18 protein-coding genes are annotated in these 17,424 nt (G+C 41.9%); 8 read left to right on the top strand and 10 right to left on the bottom strand.

The genetic code is table 11. From position 1 onward, the window contains the following. The 3 genes from P2W82_RS08780 to P2W82_RS08770 all read right to left on the bottom strand — a co-directional run bounded on the left by P2W82_RS08780 (position 1) and on the right by P2W82_RS08770 (position 1,134). The gene (locus P2W82_RS08780; RefSeq protein WP_336515498.1) at positions 1–531 is read right to left on the bottom strand and encodes a CinA family protein; all 531 of its coding nucleotides are present in this window, start codon (positions 529–531) and stop codon (positions 1–3) included. A gap of 130 nt (positions 532–661) precedes the next feature. Continuing rightward, positions 662–871, bottom strand: a complete 210-nt coding sequence (locus P2W82_RS08775) for a hypothetical protein (protein ID WP_336515497.1) — start codon at positions 869–871, stop codon at positions 662–664. Between the two features lie 23 nt (positions 872–894). Further along, on the bottom strand, positions 895–1,134 hold the full coding sequence (locus P2W82_RS08770; RefSeq protein ID WP_336515496.1) for a hypothetical protein: 240 nt from the start codon (positions 1,132–1,134) through the stop codon (positions 895–897). Between the two features lie 463 nt (positions 1,135–1,597). On the opposite strand from P2W82_RS08770, the gene P2W82_RS08765 reads away from it, so the two are divergent. Beyond that, complete coding sequence (locus P2W82_RS08765) at positions 1,598–2,029, top strand: hypothetical protein (protein WP_336515495.1); 432 nt, start codon at positions 1,598–1,600, stop codon at positions 2,027–2,029. A 358-nt stretch (positions 2,030–2,387) separates the two neighbouring features. On the opposite strand, the gene P2W82_RS08760 is transcribed toward P2W82_RS08765, so the two are convergent. Continuing rightward, positions 2,388–2,573 (bottom strand): general stress protein CsbD, encoded by a 186-nt coding sequence (locus tag P2W82_RS08760; RefSeq protein WP_336515494.1) that lies wholly within the window; start codon positions 2,571–2,573, stop codon positions 2,388–2,390. Between the two features lie 98 nt (positions 2,574–2,671). On the opposite strand from P2W82_RS08760, the gene P2W82_RS08755 reads away from it, so the two are divergent. Then, the gene (locus P2W82_RS08755) at positions 2,672–3,208 is read left to right on the top strand and encodes a pyridoxamine 5'-phosphate oxidase family protein (protein WP_336515493.1); all 537 of its coding nucleotides are present in this window, start codon (positions 2,672–2,674) and stop codon (positions 3,206–3,208) included. A gap of 418 nt (positions 3,209–3,626) precedes the next feature. Here the strand turns inward: P2W82_RS08755 and P2W82_RS08750 are convergent, their stop codons facing one another. Continuing rightward, the gene (locus tag P2W82_RS08750; RefSeq protein WP_336515492.1) at positions 3,627–4,175 is read right to left on the bottom strand and encodes a hypothetical protein; all 549 of its coding nucleotides are present in this window, start codon (positions 4,173–4,175) and stop codon (positions 3,627–3,629) included. A 468-nt stretch (positions 4,176–4,643) separates the two neighbouring features. Here P2W82_RS08750 and P2W82_RS08745 point away from each other — a divergent pair, with 468 nt between their 5' ends. Beyond that, a complete protein-coding gene (locus P2W82_RS08745; RefSeq protein WP_336515491.1) occupies positions 4,644–5,270 on the top strand; it encodes a hypothetical protein in 627 nt (208 codons plus the stop codon). 647 nt (positions 5,271–5,917) lie between these two features. Here P2W82_RS08745 and P2W82_RS08740 read toward each other — a convergent pair. From P2W82_RS08740 to P2W82_RS08725, 4 genes are all read right to left on the bottom strand, one after another. Continuing rightward, on the bottom strand, positions 5,918–6,379 hold the full coding sequence (locus P2W82_RS08740) for a GNAT family N-acetyltransferase (RefSeq protein ID WP_336515490.1): 462 nt from the start codon (positions 6,377–6,379) through the stop codon (positions 5,918–5,920). 451 nt (positions 6,380–6,830) lie between these two features. After that, entirely contained in the window at positions 6,831–7,319 is a 489-nt protein-coding gene (locus tag P2W82_RS08735) for a DUF983 domain-containing protein (protein ID WP_336515489.1), read from the bottom strand. A gap of 5 nt (positions 7,320–7,324) precedes the next feature. Next, positions 7,325–8,212 carry a helix-turn-helix domain-containing protein gene (locus P2W82_RS08730; protein ID WP_336515488.1) on the bottom strand — a complete coding sequence of 296 codons (888 nt, stop codon included), beginning with the start codon at positions 8,210–8,212 and terminating at the stop codon, positions 7,325–7,327. Positions 8,213–8,465: 253 nt separating this feature from the next. Then, positions 8,466–8,723, bottom strand: a complete 258-nt coding sequence (locus P2W82_RS08725) for a hypothetical protein (protein ID WP_336515487.1) — start codon at positions 8,721–8,723, stop codon at positions 8,466–8,468. 232 nt (positions 8,724–8,955) lie between these two features. On the opposite strand from P2W82_RS08725, the gene P2W82_RS08720 reads away from it, so the two are divergent. After that, a complete protein-coding gene (locus P2W82_RS08720) occupies positions 8,956–9,588 on the top strand; it encodes a hypothetical protein (RefSeq protein WP_336515486.1) in 633 nt (210 codons plus the stop codon). A gap of 1,375 nt (positions 9,589–10,963) precedes the next feature. Here the strand turns inward: P2W82_RS08720 and P2W82_RS08715 are convergent. Next, positions 10,964–12,226: a DEAD/DEAH box helicase gene (locus P2W82_RS08715; RefSeq protein ID WP_336515485.1), complete on the bottom strand. Its 1,263-nt coding sequence runs from the start codon at positions 12,224–12,226 to the stop codon at positions 10,964–10,966. 565 nt (positions 12,227–12,791) lie between these two features. Here P2W82_RS08715 and P2W82_RS24805 point away from each other — a divergent pair. From P2W82_RS24805 to P2W82_RS08700, 4 genes are all read left to right on the top strand, one after another. Beyond that, positions 12,792–13,004 carry a hypothetical protein gene (locus P2W82_RS24805; protein ID WP_419555713.1) on the top strand — a complete coding sequence of 71 codons (213 nt, stop codon included), beginning with the start codon at positions 12,792–12,794 and terminating at the stop codon, positions 13,002–13,004. Between the two features lie 69 nt (positions 13,005–13,073). Beyond that, positions 13,074–13,442, top strand: a complete 369-nt coding sequence (locus tag P2W82_RS08710; RefSeq protein WP_336515484.1) for a hypothetical protein — start codon at positions 13,074–13,076, stop codon at positions 13,440–13,442. A 255-nt stretch (positions 13,443–13,697) separates the two neighbouring features. Continuing rightward, complete coding sequence (locus P2W82_RS08705) at positions 13,698–14,321, top strand: 3-keto-disaccharide hydrolase (RefSeq protein ID WP_336515483.1); 624 nt, start codon at positions 13,698–13,700, stop codon at positions 14,319–14,321. Between the two features lie 90 nt (positions 14,322–14,411). Continuing rightward, a complete protein-coding gene (locus P2W82_RS08700; protein WP_336515482.1) occupies positions 14,412–17,276 on the top strand; it encodes a PVC-type heme-binding CxxCH protein in 2,865 nt (954 codons plus the stop codon). The last annotated feature ends 148 nt before the right edge of the window (positions 17,277–17,424 follow it).

Here is a 17,424-nt window from a genome sequence, read left to right as displayed (position 1 = left end):
TCAGGTATGCATATGTGAGCGGATAGTACGAGCCATTTCTTTCAATACTTCGTTCACATACAAAATCTGGACCTCAATGCTGTCTTTGATCTTCGTTTCAATAACCCCGTTTTGAATTTTTTGCCCCGCGTGACTGATTGAGAAATAGGCAAAGAGCCGATCCGATGTTATGCCATCTACCGGCGACGCATATCCGGTAATCCCGATTCCCCAATCACTCGAAAATATATTTGTTATTTGGTTGGCCATTTGCTCTGCGATGGTTAAGGATACGCAATTGCATGCAAGTGCGTGCGTTGGTTCCACCAACAAATGCCTGCATTTCTGACCGATGTTGTAGGCAGTTATACCTCCCTGAAAAAAATGTGATGCATTAATGCTCGTCGAAAATGCTGCCTGGAGATGACCGGCAGTAACACTTTCTGCAACTGCGATAGTCTGATTTCCGGAAATAAGAAAATCCTTTATTTCCGTGATCGCTTCTTCGTCGTAAAGCGAAACATATTTTGTCGCAGGAGTTGTAATAGTCACAACCTAGCGATAAAAAAAATATGCCATTCAATGGACAGAAGGTATATGGTGAAAGATGTGAAGCAATAAAAGATATTTGTGGAAAAACAGTCTTCCGTTGAGCGGACACCACTTTCTTTTTAACAGTTCTTTACTGTTCCACCCATTGTTCTGTAGTATTGATAGGACTGTCTTTCGGATCATTTGGATCTGCATCAACCTTTTTCCCTTTCAGATCGATAGCTTTTACCTTTTCCCCTTTGTTTTTTTCTTCGCCCGGAGCCTTATCGTTATCTTCTCTCTGAAGATTTTCTTTATCCGGTTTGAATTCTTTATCCGGAGAATATGCTTGTTTTTTCATAATGACAGGTTTTTGAAATACGGTTAATACAGGTATTCCACATTACATAACATACTGAAAAACCGATCCCTCTGTGCTTTAGCTTCTGATGTTCCTTTTTTGAGCCAGCTCGCGATGTTTTCAAAGTCTACTTTGCGGAATAAACCGGTTTCAAAATCTGTGATGTTTGAGGAATTGATGAATTTTTCAATCCAGTTAGATTTGTTTTTCCGTGCTGGCTGTCTTCTGCCGGTCCTTCCTTCCGTGCTTTTTTTAGTTGTCATAAAATTGGTTTGATGTGGTGGCTATAAATATCTCGTAAATCTATTTGCAAATAACATGCACTTTGGAACCGGGCATCATCCTTTAACAAAATTTACTCATTGCGCAAAAAACTGTGGCTTTTTTTGCGCAAATCAGAAAATTGGGCAAATGTTTTCACGATTATTGGAATACTAATTCGGGAATAACAAGAAGTAAAGAATCCGGAAAGGGCTGTCACAAGTCCCTAATAAAAAAAAACAGGCAATATCCGGAAGTCCTACGTTTACCAGCAAATTGTTCCTGTTAAAAAGTCATTTGTGGTCTTTTTAAATCGCTACGTAAATGGTTTTTTTCCTAATATTCATGCTGGTAGTACGATACTCCTCTCTATAAACTTCTACCGCCTGCCGTCTGCCCACTGCCGTCTCCTTGGAATATTTTTTGTACGATCGTAGCCGAAATTGTTAACAGAAAAACTTAATCATGAAAAAACTATTTATTCTATTTGCAATTAGTGCAAGTGTAGCCATCGGATGTAACGATAACAAAGATGCGGCTGATGAAAAAATCGAAGAAGGTGCTAAAGATGTAGGCACTGGCATTGAGATGAAAGCCGATACGATCGGCAATAATATTGAAGCCGAAAGACAAAAACTGGCTGCCCGTCTCGACGAGCGGAAACGTGAAATGGATGCTAAGATCGAAGAATTAAAAAAAGATGGATCTGAGAAAAGTAAAAAGGCTCAGAAAAAACTGGAAGAGACAAGAGACGACCTCGCACGTAAATCTGAAGAAGTAAAAAACAGTACAGCCGAAGCCTGGGCAAATACCAAAGCGGATGTTGAGCGTGGTCTTGAAAAAGCCGACCGCGATTGGGAGGAATTCAAAGCCGACTTCAAAAAGTTATTTCAATAGGTAATCGTCTATTCAGGCACTCCATGCATAAGTGCCCGGCGCGTGTCCGGGCATTTGTAATTTAGCATCCTTCAGAAGGCTACAAACAGGATGATCCTTCGGTAGGATGAACGAACCTGTTCTCCCAATCAGAGATGAATTTAGCTTTTGCTTAGGCTAACTTATAAACTAATCATTGGAATGTTTCACTTTCAGCTACTTCCTATCTATCCGGCGGCTAAAAACAGGATGCTCCTTCCAGAGTATGAACGAACCTTTTTTCACAACCGGAGATGCCTCTGGCACTCGCCGAGGCTGACTTAACATTTAAAACTTTAAACTTTCAACTTTTCGCTTTGGCCCATCTGTCCCTTGTAAACTATCCCATCAAACTCAACCAACCTTTCAATTCATCCTCATTTTTATTGAGCTTTTTCTGAAGTCTTTCCAACAGCTCTTCCTCTTTGCCAATTTCATAGATAAGATCGTCCGTTGTAAGGTGAGGAAACTCTGCCTGAAGTTTATCCTTAATCTCGGGCCAGTTCCTGATTTTATTTTTTTCCATCTTTCGCTTTGTTGTGACAATAAAATTAAAACTAAATCTGCTTTTTCTGTTAAAGTAAATGGCACGATTTCTTTAACGGTTTTAGAAAAATAATTGCCATGAACAGTATTGACAAACAACAACAGGAAGATAATCTTGCTAACCTGGTTGGCGGAGATGCAGTTGAGAAAATCCGGGAACTTGCGAATAAAGCTAAAACCTGTTTTTTCTGCACACATGCTACAACACAAACGCCATTTTCAACCAGACCGATGGCCGTGCAGAAAATCGATGACAGCGGTGTATTCTGGTTCCTCAGTTCAAATGACAGTCATAAAAATGCAGAGATACTCCAGGATCCATCGGTTCAATTGTTTTTCCAGGGGAGCGCGCATTCAGATTTTATGACGTTATACGGTCATGCTACTATTTCTCAGGATAAAGCAAAGATCAAAGAGCTATGGGAACCATTGATGAAGACCTGGTTCACAGAAGGCGAGGACGACCCCCGGATTTCAGTTATTCGTTTTGTTCCTGAAGATGGCCATTACTGGGATACTAAACACGGCGCCTTTGTTGCATTTGCGAAACAGGTCACTGGCGCAGTATTGGGTAAAACACTGGACGATTCGATACAGGGTAGTCTGAAGGTCTGAATATAAAATGGATCTTCATAAATGGAAAAGTACACAACCCGCTATAATAAAGGAAAATTCTCCCGGCATCCGGGAATAATACCGTTCATTTCGCCTAATGAAATGCGAACTTTGCTGAAACAAAAAATTTCACCAGGTATCCGATACTTGCAAGTATCGGATACCTGGCGGAAAAAAATGGCCGGCATTAATCATTCCTGACATTCACTGTTGAACTACCGGAATAGGAGGCCATGCCTGGTTGATACAACATTGTAAGGAAGTTGATCCGTAATGAAATTTTCCTGATTTTACTACCATCATTTCGTAATTGATTTTTGAAATTCCCGATGGTATCTCGTCTGCAAAAAACTAGAAGCCTGCATCGCGAACAGATTTATAATAGGCAATTGATCCATATGCATATCTACTCAACGCATCAATCTGCGAATAGTTTTCCAAATCCGGCAAGAAGATAGTTGGATATGAACGGATTACTTTTCCCGCCATTGAACCAGCAAATGCCGCCATCACTGTTTTGCATCTGCACTAACACACCGATGTATTTTTCAATTTCTTTTTTGCCGGAAACTGTATCCAGAAGTTTATTAAGTTTTGACTGCTGAATAGTGGTGAAATTATTCAGACGCAACCAGCGCATGGTCTGTTCACTCAGTTCATAGGGAAGTACTTCCGACATTTCCTGGTGTTTTTCACTCTGATTAGTCTTTTTTGAAGGTTGTATGCCAGGATCACTTTTCGTTAGCTTAATCGCAAGAGCATATGCGAAAATTTTGTTGAAGGTTTGCTCTGCGCAATCATACGGGTAAAATGCAAGCGATGGAAGCGCACAGATTATTCCGGCTGCGGGTTTCGGGTTGATGTTCAGTACAACGCCGTACAATTGTTCCGATGTTGACAGCGGTGGATTTTTAATTTCTATTGAAGATTCCGAATCAAGTTTGATTGGTTTCTGAATGCTTACCAATGTTTTTCTTGACAGAATGGGAAGTACATGCTCTTCCCCATCAGAAATATTTTTTGATCCTGCAACAATCCTGGCTTTTACCGGATGGAGAATGTTTTCTGGTACATGAATATTAAAAGAGACCGTTGCATTCGAGTTCGATAAAACAGAAAGAGTTTGACTGCAAAGTGATTCAACATCATTTTCGAACTTATTCCCTGCTCAATATTATTCCAGGTATAGATGTCCGGCAATGTCTGAGCAGAGAGGCCATGATTAAGAAACAGGAAAATGGTAACCAGTGTCGAAAGTTTTCTCATATTGTGGCTTTAGAAAACGATGCCAGGTCTGTAAAAATTACATAACCGCTGCGTGCAAAAGTCGGAAAATACTTACTGGCGGGCCGTCGGCATTTAAATTCGGTAGTATGGGAAACAATTTTACATTTGAAAGGGATTTTGCTCACCCCTTCAGCCTTAATAGTTTTTTATGAAAGAGATAAAGCCATACAACGATCTCCCTACTGCATTGCATTCGCTGGACAATGGTGGTCGTTTTTTCAATTTCTTCACCAGGGAAGATGATGGTCATATCACTGCAGCGGAAATTGAAAAAGTCGCCGGGTTGTACGGTGGAAAACAAAAAGCTATCCTGTATCTTGATCTCGCCACCGCCAGGTTAAGTCCTGCGGATCAGCAAAAAATTATTTCAAGTCTTGATAATGACGCGAAACACGCATATGAGAAATACAAATCATTTTCAATTTCTGCAGCGGAAGCGAAACTTGTCAGTGAAAAAAATCAGAATGTAATCCTGACCGGCGTTGCAAAACATACCGATTCCAAATCAGGATTGAATGGTTTTATTATTGTTCCACTCATGACCGGAACCGTTATGACGATGATTCCTGTACCGATCATGGATCAGTATGATATCTATGAATTCAGAACAGAGGGATCTGATGAATATTTTCTTGTGGCGCATGACAAGGGTACTGGAAAACTTCCTTCTGGTCAATTAAGAGTTGCAGGGATCATCAAAGAGTTTCATTTAGGTGACGATCAGAAAGAATTGCGACCTTATCTCGAAATTGCTTTTTATCACCCGGTGTCCTGACCTAATCAGGATTAATTATTGAAGTTGCAAATCAAGACCCTGCCTTACTCTTTAAGCCTGGTTGTACAAATAATCATCATCCATTTCTGTTTGTCAAATTTTAGTTGTTCTCCTTCTAAAACTGAGCAAATTAAAAATGTCGACACGGCGTTCGAAAGTCCGGATTTGGAAACGGTGAGAAAAGATTTTATTGCATTATATGATCGGCCCGTTTTTATAGACACAACGATCATTTGGGACACTGTAAAGTATCGTGTTTTGTTTAGGCATTTTTCCAGGATGGACAGCAGTTTCATCGTCCCCGCTGAATATAATCTTGTTACAAAAGAAGATTTTGCTGCGCATAGTTTTGAGTCGGAGTTAACCGTGCTTTAAGAACGGGACACACTTTTTAGTCATCAGATCACTAAGAATACCTTTGATAAATTCCTCGATGAAAATTTAAAGAAGTACTCGACGCTTCTTTACCCGAATGTTTATTTTGAAAAAGCGGGCATTAAAATACAATACAGTATTTCAATACCGGTCACCGACGTAGGGATAGGAGTTGCTTTTATTACAGACAAAAATGGGAAACACAGAATAACCAATTAAAGAGTGATAGTTTTTTCAGTTAGAGCTGCCTTGCATTAATCATAAACTTCGATTTATTCCGGCTGCAACGCAATTCTCATTTCCAGTAAATTGGGTGTGAAACCCATCCTTGTATATGAATTGACGGCAGTTTTATTCTCTGCATATACATCAAGTCTGACCTCGGATAATCCTCTCTGACGAACCCAGTCGAAAAGATAATCCGTAATAGCCTGGATCACTCCCTTGCCTCGATGTTCAGGTTCGACATACATACAACCGAGGTAGGCAAATTCTTTATGCTGCAGAAAATCATCAGCGATTTTAATTTTTGCATAGCCGGACCCAATCAACTCTCCATTCAGTTCAGCAACGGCAACCATGGAATCGGGTGATTTGATAAGTTCACCCAGGTCATAATAATGAATTTCACCCGGCTTCAATGTAGGATCAAAAGGGCGTTCGGTAGCGACTATTCCCTGTTCAAATTCAAGCAGGCGGGAAAGGTCGGAGTTTACTGCGGCTCGGATAGTCATTCGGTAATTATTTTTCTGAAAGGATACAAATATAGACAGTAGAAAGTAGACAGTCGAAGTTTACAGAGGTTAGCATGTAGAATTGGTGTTATGTAAAGAAGAAGGGAGATCGCTGAGGTAATGGGAATTGTGGATAGAAAGTTCTTACGTTATGAAAAATAAAAAGACAAGGTGAATGGCTGCCTGCAAGCGCCCGTGAAGCTATATCTTATCTCTGAAAACGGTGATGGGGGGTGGGAAAGGAAGAGATGGCCCAGTGTGCTGGTTGCTGGAAAGCAATTCGTGAAAGTGAAAAAATGTAAAATTAATTTTCCTCTGACTCGTCTTCGCATCTTATGGATCCAATCTAATTCAAACTAAATTTTATTCACTTCTCATTCTCGGTTACTCCTTTACTGATAGCAGGTTAAGAATTGTTGACGAGGTTCAGCGAACATCTTCTGTTGTTTCTTCACCAGTTGCCTTCCTGGTCTTTGTTGGTTCTTTCAGTAGGTTTTGGTGGATTGATCCGCCAATCTTTATCGTATCTCACAAAAAACGTGAGCCAGCCTGTACGTGCGACGCGCATGAAATACGGCTGTCCGATGATCAGCAGGAGCGCGTTTATGGCTATCCAGTAAAATAGTCGATTATCGTCAAGAGAAAAACCAATCAGTAACCACCATGCCACAAAGCTTAAGGCACTAAAAGCAACTGTCATCGCATAAGAAACATAAGCTGAACCATAGTAAAAACCTACTTCGAGATTGAAAGGCTGATCACAAACCGGGCAGCGCTCATTCATCTTCATTGTATTTTTTAAATGCCATGGGTTGGGATCGGTAAACATATTTCCTGTTCTGCATCTCGGACATTTGCATGCAAAAAGATGTAAGAACCCGGGCTCAACGATTTTTTCGCCCTTGTTTATTTCCTCACGTATTGAAATATTTGCTTCCATAACCATTATTTTTTACTGATTTGTTTTCTGAAATCTTCCGGACTCACACCCGTATCTTTTTTAAAAAATCTTGAGAAATAGGAGTTGTCGGCGAAGGAAAGTTCGCTGGCTATCTCAGAGATATTCCAGTCGGCATTTACCAGAAGGCGTTTTGCTTCAAGTATTACCCGATCACGGATAAGATCACCAGCTGATTTACCGGTAATGTCTTTACACAACGCATTCAGGTGATTTGGTGTTACATACAAAATAGCTGCATAGTCCCTTGTAAGCTTTTTCTCCCTGAAATTCTTATCAATTAACTTTTGAAAATTTCTAAGGAGTACGGAGTTGTATGCTGTTTGCGAATCGGGGTTCTGGCTACCTGTACATCTGCTGACAGCAATAAATAACTGTAGTAATGCTGTTTTTATATAATCGTCTTTCAATGGAAGATCAGCGCTTCCTTCTTTAATAATTTTCTCAAACAAATATTCTATTTCATCCCGTTTTTTTGCAGGGATGTTGATTACCTGGTGTGTCGCAATTCCTGAGAAAAAACGAAACTGTTCCAGATAGGCTGGATTGGCGAGAAGCAGGGTCAGGTATTCGCCTGAAAAATTGATGATAAATCCATCCGGCTTTTTGTCAAAATCCCAACTATGTACCTGTCCAGGTATCATAAAATAAATCTGGCCGCCTTCAACTTTGAAATTGGTAAAGTCAATCGAATGATTTCCTGAACCTTTTGAAAAATAAACAAGATGATAGAATGAATGTTTATGTGGGAAATGAAGATCAGGATGATCATCAAGATAATGAGCGAACCTGTCTGCCATAAACTTGCGGTAATTGCGCGCCGCTTCATTTTTCAATGTGCCAATGGTATATGTCGGAAGATCTTTCTTTGCCATACATCCGGACTTCAGCTGACAAAATTATACATATGGTGAAAGGAATAGCGGTGTTATTCGCAGGTTTTGTGGTGTTTTTTACTGATAGTGAAATGCTTTTGAAGAATCACAGGAGGAAAAGCTTCATTTAAACGCGATTGATTAAAAAAAACCGGTGCAGGTTTTTGCTGCGGTTAATATGTCAAATCAGAGTTGTTTCAACAGGTTGGCAAACTAGTGAAAACCGGAATTCAGTAAGAAAATGCAGATGACATTAGTTTTTATGACGAATGATGGTGAACGATAATTTGCGTCCTGTTTCCCGTACAGCTTCCGCAACTGTTTTGGTAAGCTCGCTGATAGTTCCACCTTTGGTTTCGAATCTCAAATACAATGGAGTGGCCAGTTCGTTTGTCAAATGATGAACGCTCTGGTTCTCAATAGTAACATGTTGGTGCAGGTAATCATTTAATTTCTGCTGAATTTTGTCATCCGGATCGGTAATTCTGATCTCTGTCTGAAATGTAGGCATGGTGCATTGTTTTTTTCTGTTGTTCATCTTCAAATCAACCATACAAAGCTATGCCTGTTTTTTAAGTCTACCTGTAAAGTAGACTAGTATAATCGAAAACTAATCCTGGGATTAACATTGAATTAAATAATGACTGTAGAGTTGTTAAATCTCGCCTGGGTAAAGTTTTGCAAGGGAAAGTATCTATACGAAGTTGTTTCGATCAATCCGATGACAGTATTATCTTCGGAGAATGTTCCGGGGGTTTCTACTTTGTTTATTTTCTTCGTTTTTTTTGTTTTACTCCTCTTCTGCGCAGCGCAAACTGAGGAAGAACGATCGCCGTGAGGTAGATTTCACCATATCAGGTTATTATTATTCGATCCCCGGGGACGATGACCAGCTCATGTTCATAGGAACTGCAGATGTAGATAAATGGCACATGGAGGGAAGGTATAACTATGAGGATGTAAAGACAGGTTCCGTATTCGGCGGTTATACATTTTCAACCAATGGCTGGTTGAAAGCGGATTTTACACCCATGATCGGATTTGTGTTCGGAAATTCAAATGGTGTGGCTCCGGGACTCGAAATGGATCTTTCTTACAAAAAATTCGGATTTTATTCTGAGTCTGAGTATATGATTTACTATCACGGCTACACGAATAATTTTATTTACACCTGGAATGAACTAAGCTATAACGCATTTAAAAATTTTGATGCAGGTATTTCGATTCAAAGAACTCTTCTGTATGAAACAAAATTTGACATCCAGCGAGGCGCATTTATGAGATATGACATATGGAAGCTCAGTGCCGGTGTATATTATTTCAATCCCTTTTCCAGTGCTGATCTATGGATTTTTTCTCTGGGTCTGAATTTTTGACGGGAGGATACTGCAAAAGATCATCGAGCCTACGGCTCTTGGTTACCTCTGGTCGCAATGTGCCGCGGAATAAATTCCGCGGTTATAAGAAAGCCGAACCTCTGGTTCTAAGAAACTGTCGAGCCTATGGCTATTGGTTACCTCTGGTTGCATTGTTCCGCGGAATGAATTCCGCGGTTATAAGAAGGTCAAATTATGGTTCTGGAAAAATTGAAGCTACGGCTTTCGGTTACCTCTGGTAGTAATGTGGCGCGGAATGAATTCCGCTGTCATAAGAAAACCGAACCTCCGGTTCTAAAAAAATATCGAGCCTACGGCTCTTGGTTACCTCTGGTCGCAATGTGCCGCGGAATAAATTCCGCGGTTATAAGAAAGCCGAACCTCCGGTTCTATAAAAATGTCGAGCCTACGGCTCCTGGTTTCATTAGTTGCAGTATGCGGCGGAATGAATTCCGCGGTTATAAGTAAACCGAACCTCCGGTTCTCGAAAAATCGAGCCTACGGCTCCCGGTTTCATTAGTTGCAGTATGCGGCGGAATGAATTCCGCGGTTATAAGTAAACCGAACCTCCGGTTCTCGAAAAATCGAGCCTACGGCTCCTGGTTACCTTTGGTTGCATTGTTCCACGGAATAAATTCCGCGTTATAAGAAAATCGAGCCTGTCGGTTCTGTTTAAATCTATTGATTTCAGGATCCTGATTGAAAATAAATTTATGTTTCAGGTGATTGTCTGTGAATAAGAATTCGCATTATCATGGGCTCTAAAAAACTCGCGAAAGGCCGAAGGTGTAGCCACGACGATCTTAAAAGGCTCAAAGTTGCAATGTCGCGCGGGCTGAATTCTGTTATCTAAAAGAATCGGACTTATGATATAGATAAGAAACGAGCCTAATGATCTAAAAAAATTTAACCACCGTTATTCCAAAATTGAACTTCCCTTTTTTATTAAAATCGTTGATCTTAAAATTCTGATTGAAAACAAGGTCCTGTTGTTATCATGTTCTCTGTTTTTATATTCCCATCAGAGTGAGTAAATGCACCCCGCGAAAGCCCAGAGGCGCAGACTCGACGATTTTATAGCGACGGATTATATCCGCCTTATGATGGTGAGGGCCTTTCTTGCATACATAACAACGCAACGAAAATGGTTATCTCTGAATAATCTGGAAAATGCTATCAGTTTTATGGATTGCTCTTGCAGAAGCCCAGTGGCGTAGCCACGATGATATTGTAGCGGCGGATTTCAATCCGCCGTAAAAATGGTAATTGTTTTAAGAGAGCCGTAGGCTCGACCAATTTTTTTGAAAATGTATGAATAAAAAAAACGGCATCTGAAATTTATTTCTAATGCCGTTTGCAATTTTTATAAAACAATTTATTTCTTCATAAGCACAATCTCTCTGCGTTTGCCGGAGTTGTGTTGATGACGTTTCGATGTTCTGTTACTTTTATGCATTTGCGTAGTGGCAGGCATTTTAGGCTCCGCAACAATCGACGGCATCGATTTAAACCGGTGATCATTAATTGCCGGAATTGTTTTCTTTATGAGCTTCTGAATATCCTTCAGAAAAACTCTTTCATCGGATGAACAAAACGAAATTGCTTTTCCACTTGCTCCAGCGCGACCCGTCCGACCAATGCGATGAACATATGTTTCAGGAATATTGGGCAATTCGAAATTGATCACATGCGTCAGCTCGTCGATATCAATACCACGTGCCGCGAGATCAGTTGCAACGAGTATCCTTGTTCTGCCTGATTTGAAACTGGCCAAAGCTGCCTGACGGAAATTCTGCGATTTGTTACCATGAATGGCTTCCGTTCTGATGCCATTTTTGGTGAGCCATTTTGCAAGACGATCTGCTCCGTGTTTCGTACGCGTAAAGACCAATGCTGATTTGATATTCTTATCCTTCATCAGGTCGAAAACAAGATCCTGCTTATCCGCTTTTTCAACATGATAAACGGATTGTTCAATCAGTTCCACCGTTGTCGCAGGTGGTGTGATTTCAACACGCATCGGATTCTTCAATAATGAATCTGACAAATCCTGTATCTCCACCGGCATGGTTGCTGAAAAGAAAAGCGTCTGACGCTGCGCAGGTAACAATGCAATGATGCGTTTCACATCTTTTACAAAACCCATGTCGAGCATACGATCTGCTTCATCCAGCACCAGCCATTCAATCTGGTTGAGAGAAATAATGCGTTGCTGAATCAGGTCCAGCAAACGACCAGGTGTTGCTACAAGAATGTCCACACCTTTACGTATAGCCGAAACCTGATGAAACTGATTAACACCACCAAAGATTACCGTATGCCTGGTATTCAGATACTTTCCGTATGCTGAAATGTTTTCACCGATCTGGATTGCGAGTTCCCGTGTGGGCGTCAGTATAAGGGCGCGAATATTTTTTGATTTCTGCGGATGTTTTTCGATTTGCTGGTGCATCAGTTGCAGAAGAGGAATAGAAAAAGCAGCAGTCTTACCCGTACCTGTTTGTGCACATGCCAGCAGATCACGTTTTTGCAGTACCACCGGAATCGCCTGTTGCTGAATGGGGGTTGGCTTTGTATAGCCTTCTTCGCTCACGGCCTTTAATAAAGGCTCAATGAGCTCTAATTGATTAAATAACAATGCTAAAATAGTTTAATGATGAAAATTGTAGTAAGGCAATCGCCAGTTGCAGCGATTCATTACCCGCCTCACGTTAAGCCATCACGGTATTTGAAAGGGAGAATCTAAACAAACTCAGTGCAGGAGTAACAATAAAGTGCGGCAAAGATATAGCTTTTTTCCGGAAACTAAGCTTTGATATTTTGGTGCCGGTGAAGGTTTAGTTAAAGAAGGGGTGTGTTGGGCTGATCAGCTGTTGTTGAGGTCAACGTCGTTTTGCAGAAAGAGTGTTTTTTCACAGTGAAGGTGACGGAAAAATCCTCTATGCGGAGGGTATTTGGACCGCAGCCGGGCTATTTTTTAAAAGGAAATTGTGTGACATCAAAAAAGAATCGCACACACTTGTTCCCAAATCGATAACCAAACTGTATTTGCTGTAAAATACAGGAGAGCAATGCTGGAACCAAATTGGCGAAATCAGGTTTTTAGTGTGGCAGGAAATATTATAAATAAAATTGGTAGCAAAAATCTGATAGGGAATTAGGTTGATGATCATGTTCATTGTTTGTTTTCGCACAGGCCAAAGATGTCGATTTCCGCACTAACGAAAGCGCTGAAAGCACGATCATCCAAATATATCAACGGGCGCTGTTTGACAAAACGGAAGTTGGAATGGCAAAAGGGTTCGGCCCTTTTTCTTACAGACGATCAGATCTTGGGTAATTTTTTAACTATATCACAAACCAGGAAGAACAGTATAGAAAAATTTCATTCAGGGATGAATACCTATTACTGTTAAAGGAATTGAAATTGATTTTGATGAGCAATATCTTTTTCATGAGCCGATTTAGATCGACCATTTTGTCTGGTGTCTAAGTTCAGTAATTGCGGATATCTTATTCGCTGGTTGGGAAAGTTTGCGAAGGTGGTTTTTCCCCCCGGACTTCTGTCCGGGATCGACGCCACCGGGGACTTTCGCCTGTTCGTCAACGCAACTCCACCGCTGCGTGAGGGATTGAAGCGGAAAGCCCGCAGTGTACCGGAGCCGGAAACAAATATTTATACTTTGAAATTACCTGGCGACGGTACACGAGGACTTGCAGCGGAAAGCCCGACCCCGCCTGCGCCAAAAAACTTCCCTGTATTTACAACAGATTCCTGGCGCAGGCGGGGACACGCCAAAAAAGTCAGAGGAAAGAAGCTAAGAAGTAAAAGGCAGAAAAAAATCCTGCTATAGAGCGATGTATTAATGAATAAAATGAAATTCATGCGTACGGCTGCGTAACGTCGCGGCGCAGACCCTCTATACCTGTCAATTCTCTTCCGCGATCGGCTAATATTTTTCACCTTAGGCCCGGTAAAATTCAATAACTCTGCATGTTGACGGCCCAAATTCGATTTGATAATTCCTTGGCAGGGTTATATTATTGTAGAGAACAATATTTCAGCCAGGGAACTTTCAAAAGCCAGGCCTGTCTTCAAAATTTCTACCATGAGATTGCTTGCATGTCTTTTTTTTATTGCCATCACTCATATCGCATCAGCACAAAAATCAATTCCACTTTTTGATGGCCGCAGCTTTAAAGGCCTCGAAGGTGATACTGTTAAAACATGGCGTATCCAGGAAGGTGCACTGGTAGGTGGTTCTCTGACGGAGAAAGTGCCTCATAATGAATTCATCGCTACTACCAAACCATACAAAAATTTTATCCTTAAGGTAAAATTCCGCCTGCTGGGCACCGATGGTTTTATTAATACCGGTGTACAATTTCACAGCCAGCGGATTGCTAATCCTCCCTACGAGATGACCGGCTACCAGGCTGACCTGGGAGAAGGATTCTGGGCAAGTCTTTATGATGAATCTCGCCGTGATAAAATTCTTGTCCGGGGAGATACCAATATCGTAAAACAGGTACTGAAAAAAGGCGACTGGAATGAATATGAAGTGCGCGCCGAAAATGGCAGAATACAGATCCGGCTGAACGGCAAACAAACCGTTGATTATAAAGAACCAGATGCGAATATTCCGCAATCGGGACTGATCGCTTTCCAGATCCATGGCGGCGGAAAAGCGGAAGTCTGGTATAAAGATATTATGATCACCGAACTTCCTTAACTAACTGATAAGACCGGTACGGGACAGTTCATCAAGGTATTTATTCCGGAGATAGATTTGAGATCACCCTGTTTAATTTGAACACACCATATGAAGCAATTGAGTTTTCTTTCTGTAATGATTTTGATTTTTGTTTTATCTGCAGGAAGTCTGCAGGCGCAGCAACCCGCTGCTAAAAAACCTGCGTACGACCGGGATTACCTGCTCGAGGCATCGATGCTTGGATATTTTTCAAAAGATGGTACCCGCAACCCGACGCTTCGAGCCAAGAAAGGCGAGAAAGTCCGCATCCGGATAGTGAACATGGAAGTCATGACACATGACATCGCCCTTGAAAAAGGAAAAGTGAGAAGCAAAACCCTGAGTCAGAAAGGGGAGACAACACAAATAACGTTTACGGCTACCGTTAGTGATACTTATTACTGTACAGTTCCCGGTCACCGCCTGGCAGGAATGGTGGGCAAATTTGTGGTCAGCGCAGCTACAGATACAAAAGTTCCCATCCCCAAAGGAAATATTCCCGTAAGCATCAATGACGGAAAGCCGTTGAACCTGAATTTTGAAACAGGTACTTTGAAAGACTGGAAAGCTGAAGGCAATGCATTTGATACTGCGCTGGTTTCAGTTGACCCTTCACCGCTTCATGAAAAAGATGCACAGATCGATAAAGAGGGAAAATATTTTGTTACCAGCGGCGGAAGTGTTGGTCATGCAAAAACAGGAACGCTTACTTCGGTTGGATTTAAAGTAACCAAACCCTGGGCCGCATTTAAAGTTTCCGGTGGTGCATTGCAGGATACACGCGTTGAAATTGTTCGTGCAGATAATAACAGCGTATTCTTCCAGATTACAGGAACCGGAAGACCGACCCTGCGTCCTGTTGTCGTAGATCTTCAGCCTTTGATGGGGCAGGAAATTTTTATCAGGCTGGTGGATAATGAAACCGGCATTTCTCCGATTCCATATATCGGAAAGGATAAGACTGCGCATATTAACTTTGATGATTTTGAATTTTATGCAAAACGTCCTGAGTTTCCCAATGAACTGAAACCTTCTGAAATCGTCGTAATGCCGCCGTTGGATTATACAAAATTCAACGGGCTTTCTGGACCGAAGGCCGCAGAAGCGATGGAAGTGCCACAGGGGTTTTCTGTAAAGCTCGCAGCATCTGAACCAGAGATTGTAAAGCCGATTGCGTTCACACTTGACTGGCGCGGAAGACTGTGGGTGGTCGAATCACATAACTACCCAACGCGTGCACCGAATGGCGGAGGAAAAGATCGTGTGTATATTTTTGAAGACACCAACGGCGATGGTACGCTGGATAGTAAGAAATTATTTATCGATACGTTGAATTTGGTGAGTGGAATTGAAGTAGGTATGGGTGGTGTCTGGATCGGAGCCCCACCTTATCTCATTTTCATCCCGATGGATATTGCAACCGATAAACCATCTGGTCCTGCCCAGATTATTCTTGATGGCTGGGGTTATGAAGACACACATGAGACACTGAATAGTTTTCATTGGGGTCCTGACGGATGGTTGTATGGAACGCACGGTGTGTTCACGAATTCGAATGTGGGTAAACCCGGTACACCAGATAACGAACGAGTAAAATTGAATGGAGGCATCTGGCGTCTTCATCCGGTTACGAAGAAATTTGAACTGTATGCAGAAGGTACAAGTAATCCATGGGGCATCGACTGGAATGATTACGGTGATGCATTTGTAACTGCATGCGTGATCCCGCATCTCTACCAGATTTTCCAGAATGGCCGATATACACGCCAGGCACGAAAACATCCCGAATACACTTTTGACGATGTAAAACAAATGGCTGATCACGTGCATTGGATCGGTGATCGTGGTCCGCATGCAGGTAATGGTCGCTCTGCAAGTAAGGGTGGTGGTCACGCACATGCGGGTGCGATGATCTATCTCGGTGGTGATAGCTGGCCGGCGCAGTATCGTGATGACATTATGATGAACAGCATCCATGGTAGTCGCGTTGATGTGGATCACCTTGCGCGTAAAGGTTCCGGATATATCGGAACTCATGGCCAGGATTTCCTGTTGACCAATGATTCGTGGAGCCAGTGGTTGAATTTCCGTTATGGTCCGTCAGGTTCGGTGTATGCGATCGACTGGTATGATAAAAACCAATGTCACAGCGCAAATGCAGAAGTGCATGATAAAACGATGGGCCGCATTTTCACCATCATCAATGAGAAAGATAAGTTTGTCCAGGTCGATTTATCGAAGGCGAGTGATATGGAGCTCGTGAATTATCAACTCAATAAAAACGACTGGTATGTCCGCCAGGCGCGTTTGCAGCTGATGCAACGTGGTGGTAATGCAGAAGTTCATGCAGCATTGAAAAAGATCCTGAATGACAATTCTGATGTAACAAGAAAACTGCGTGCGATGTGGGCACTAAAAGTAACGAATGGATTGAGTGAATCAGAGTTGATTGCACTGTGTGATAACGCAAGCGAGTATGTACGCGGCTGGGCTGTGCAGTTTCTTACTGAATCAAAAAATCCTTCTGATGCCGCACTGGCAAAATTTGCTTCCATGGCAAAGTCTGATCCAAGCGCAATGGTAAGATTGCGCATATCATCAGCAATGCAACAAACAGCGCCTGAAAAACGCTGGGCGATTGTGGAAGCCTTGTATGCACACGCAGAAGATAAGGATGATCAGAACCTGCCCTTCATGAACTGGTATGCATTTGAGCCGCTGGTCGCCCTGGATATGCATCGTGCACTGGCCATTGCAGAAAAAGCACAGTTGCCAAAAGCCATGCTGTTCACTATTCAACGCATCGGTGCGATAAACTCAACTGAATCCAAAGCTGTACTTGCATCACTTTCAAAAAAGCTGAATGCTGATGAACATGGAAAGCATCAGTACCATGAAGAGTTGATGGCGCTGGATAAAGAACTGAAGAAGTAGAACGTGTAACGTTCAACGTTCAACGTTTAACGTTCAAAAGATCATCGTTCCTACGGGACTGGCTGTTGAAATTTATAATTTTTGCCGGCCTTTGTCATTATCAACCGCCGGCTGTTCGTATTGCCTGTCACATCTACTGTCTGCTGTT

It is taken from the genome of Pollutibacter soli (genome assembly GCA_029269725.1).
In the GTDB taxonomy this organism is placed as follows: Bacteria; Bacteroidota; Bacteroidia; order Chitinophagales; family Chitinophagaceae; genus Pollutibacter; species Pollutibacter soli.
The sequence above is the reverse complement of the archived record's forward strand: the minus strand, read 5'-3'. Positions and strand labels throughout refer to the sequence as shown.

Bases quoted from the DNA above. Each gene is read 5' to 3' on its own strand.
- P2W82_RS08775 (WP_336515497.1), bottom strand. From the start codon at position 871: ATGAAAAAACAAGCATATTCTCCGGATAAAGAATTCAAACCGGATAAA.
- P2W82_RS08770 (WP_336515496.1), bottom strand. From the start codon at position 1,134: ATGACAACTAAAAAAAGCACGGAAGGAAGGACCGGCAGAAGACAGCCA.
- P2W82_RS08765 (WP_336515495.1), top strand. From the start codon at position 1,598: ATGAAAAAACTATTTATTCTATTTGCAATTAGTGCAAGTGTAGCCATC.
- P2W82_RS08760 (WP_336515494.1), bottom strand. From the start codon at position 2,573: ATGGAAAAAAATAAAATCAGGAACTGGCCCGAGATTAAGGATAAACTT.
- P2W82_RS08755 (WP_336515493.1), top strand. From the start codon at position 2,672: ATGAACAGTATTGACAAACAACAACAGGAAGATAATCTTGCTAACCTG.
- P2W82_RS08745 (WP_336515491.1), top strand. From the start codon at position 4,644: ATGAAAGAGATAAAGCCATACAACGATCTCCCTACTGCATTGCATTCG.
- P2W82_RS08740 (WP_336515490.1), bottom strand. From the start codon at position 6,379: ATGACTATCCGAGCCGCAGTAAACTCCGACCTTTCCCGCCTGCTTGAA.
- P2W82_RS08735 (WP_336515489.1), bottom strand. From the start codon at position 7,319: ATGGAAGCAAATATTTCAATACGTGAGGAAATAAACAAGGGCGAAAAA.
- P2W82_RS08730 (WP_336515488.1), bottom strand. From the start codon at position 8,212: ATGGCAAAGAAAGATCTTCCGACATATACCATTGGCACATTGAAAAAT.
- P2W82_RS08725 (WP_336515487.1), bottom strand. From the start codon at position 8,723: ATGCCTACATTTCAGACAGAGATCAGAATTACCGATCCGGATGACAAA.
- P2W82_RS08720 (WP_336515486.1), top strand. From the start codon at position 8,956: ATGTTCCGGGGGTTTCTACTTTGTTTATTTTCTTCGTTTTTTTTGTTT.
- P2W82_RS24805 (WP_419555713.1), top strand. From the start codon at position 12,792: ATGTCGATTTCCGCACTAACGAAAGCGCTGAAAGCACGATCATCCAAA.
- P2W82_RS08705 (WP_336515483.1), top strand. From the start codon at position 13,698: ATGAGATTGCTTGCATGTCTTTTTTTTATTGCCATCACTCATATCGCA.
- P2W82_RS08700 (WP_336515482.1), top strand. From the start codon at position 14,412: ATGAAGCAATTGAGTTTTCTTTCTGTAATGATTTTGATTTTTGTTTTA.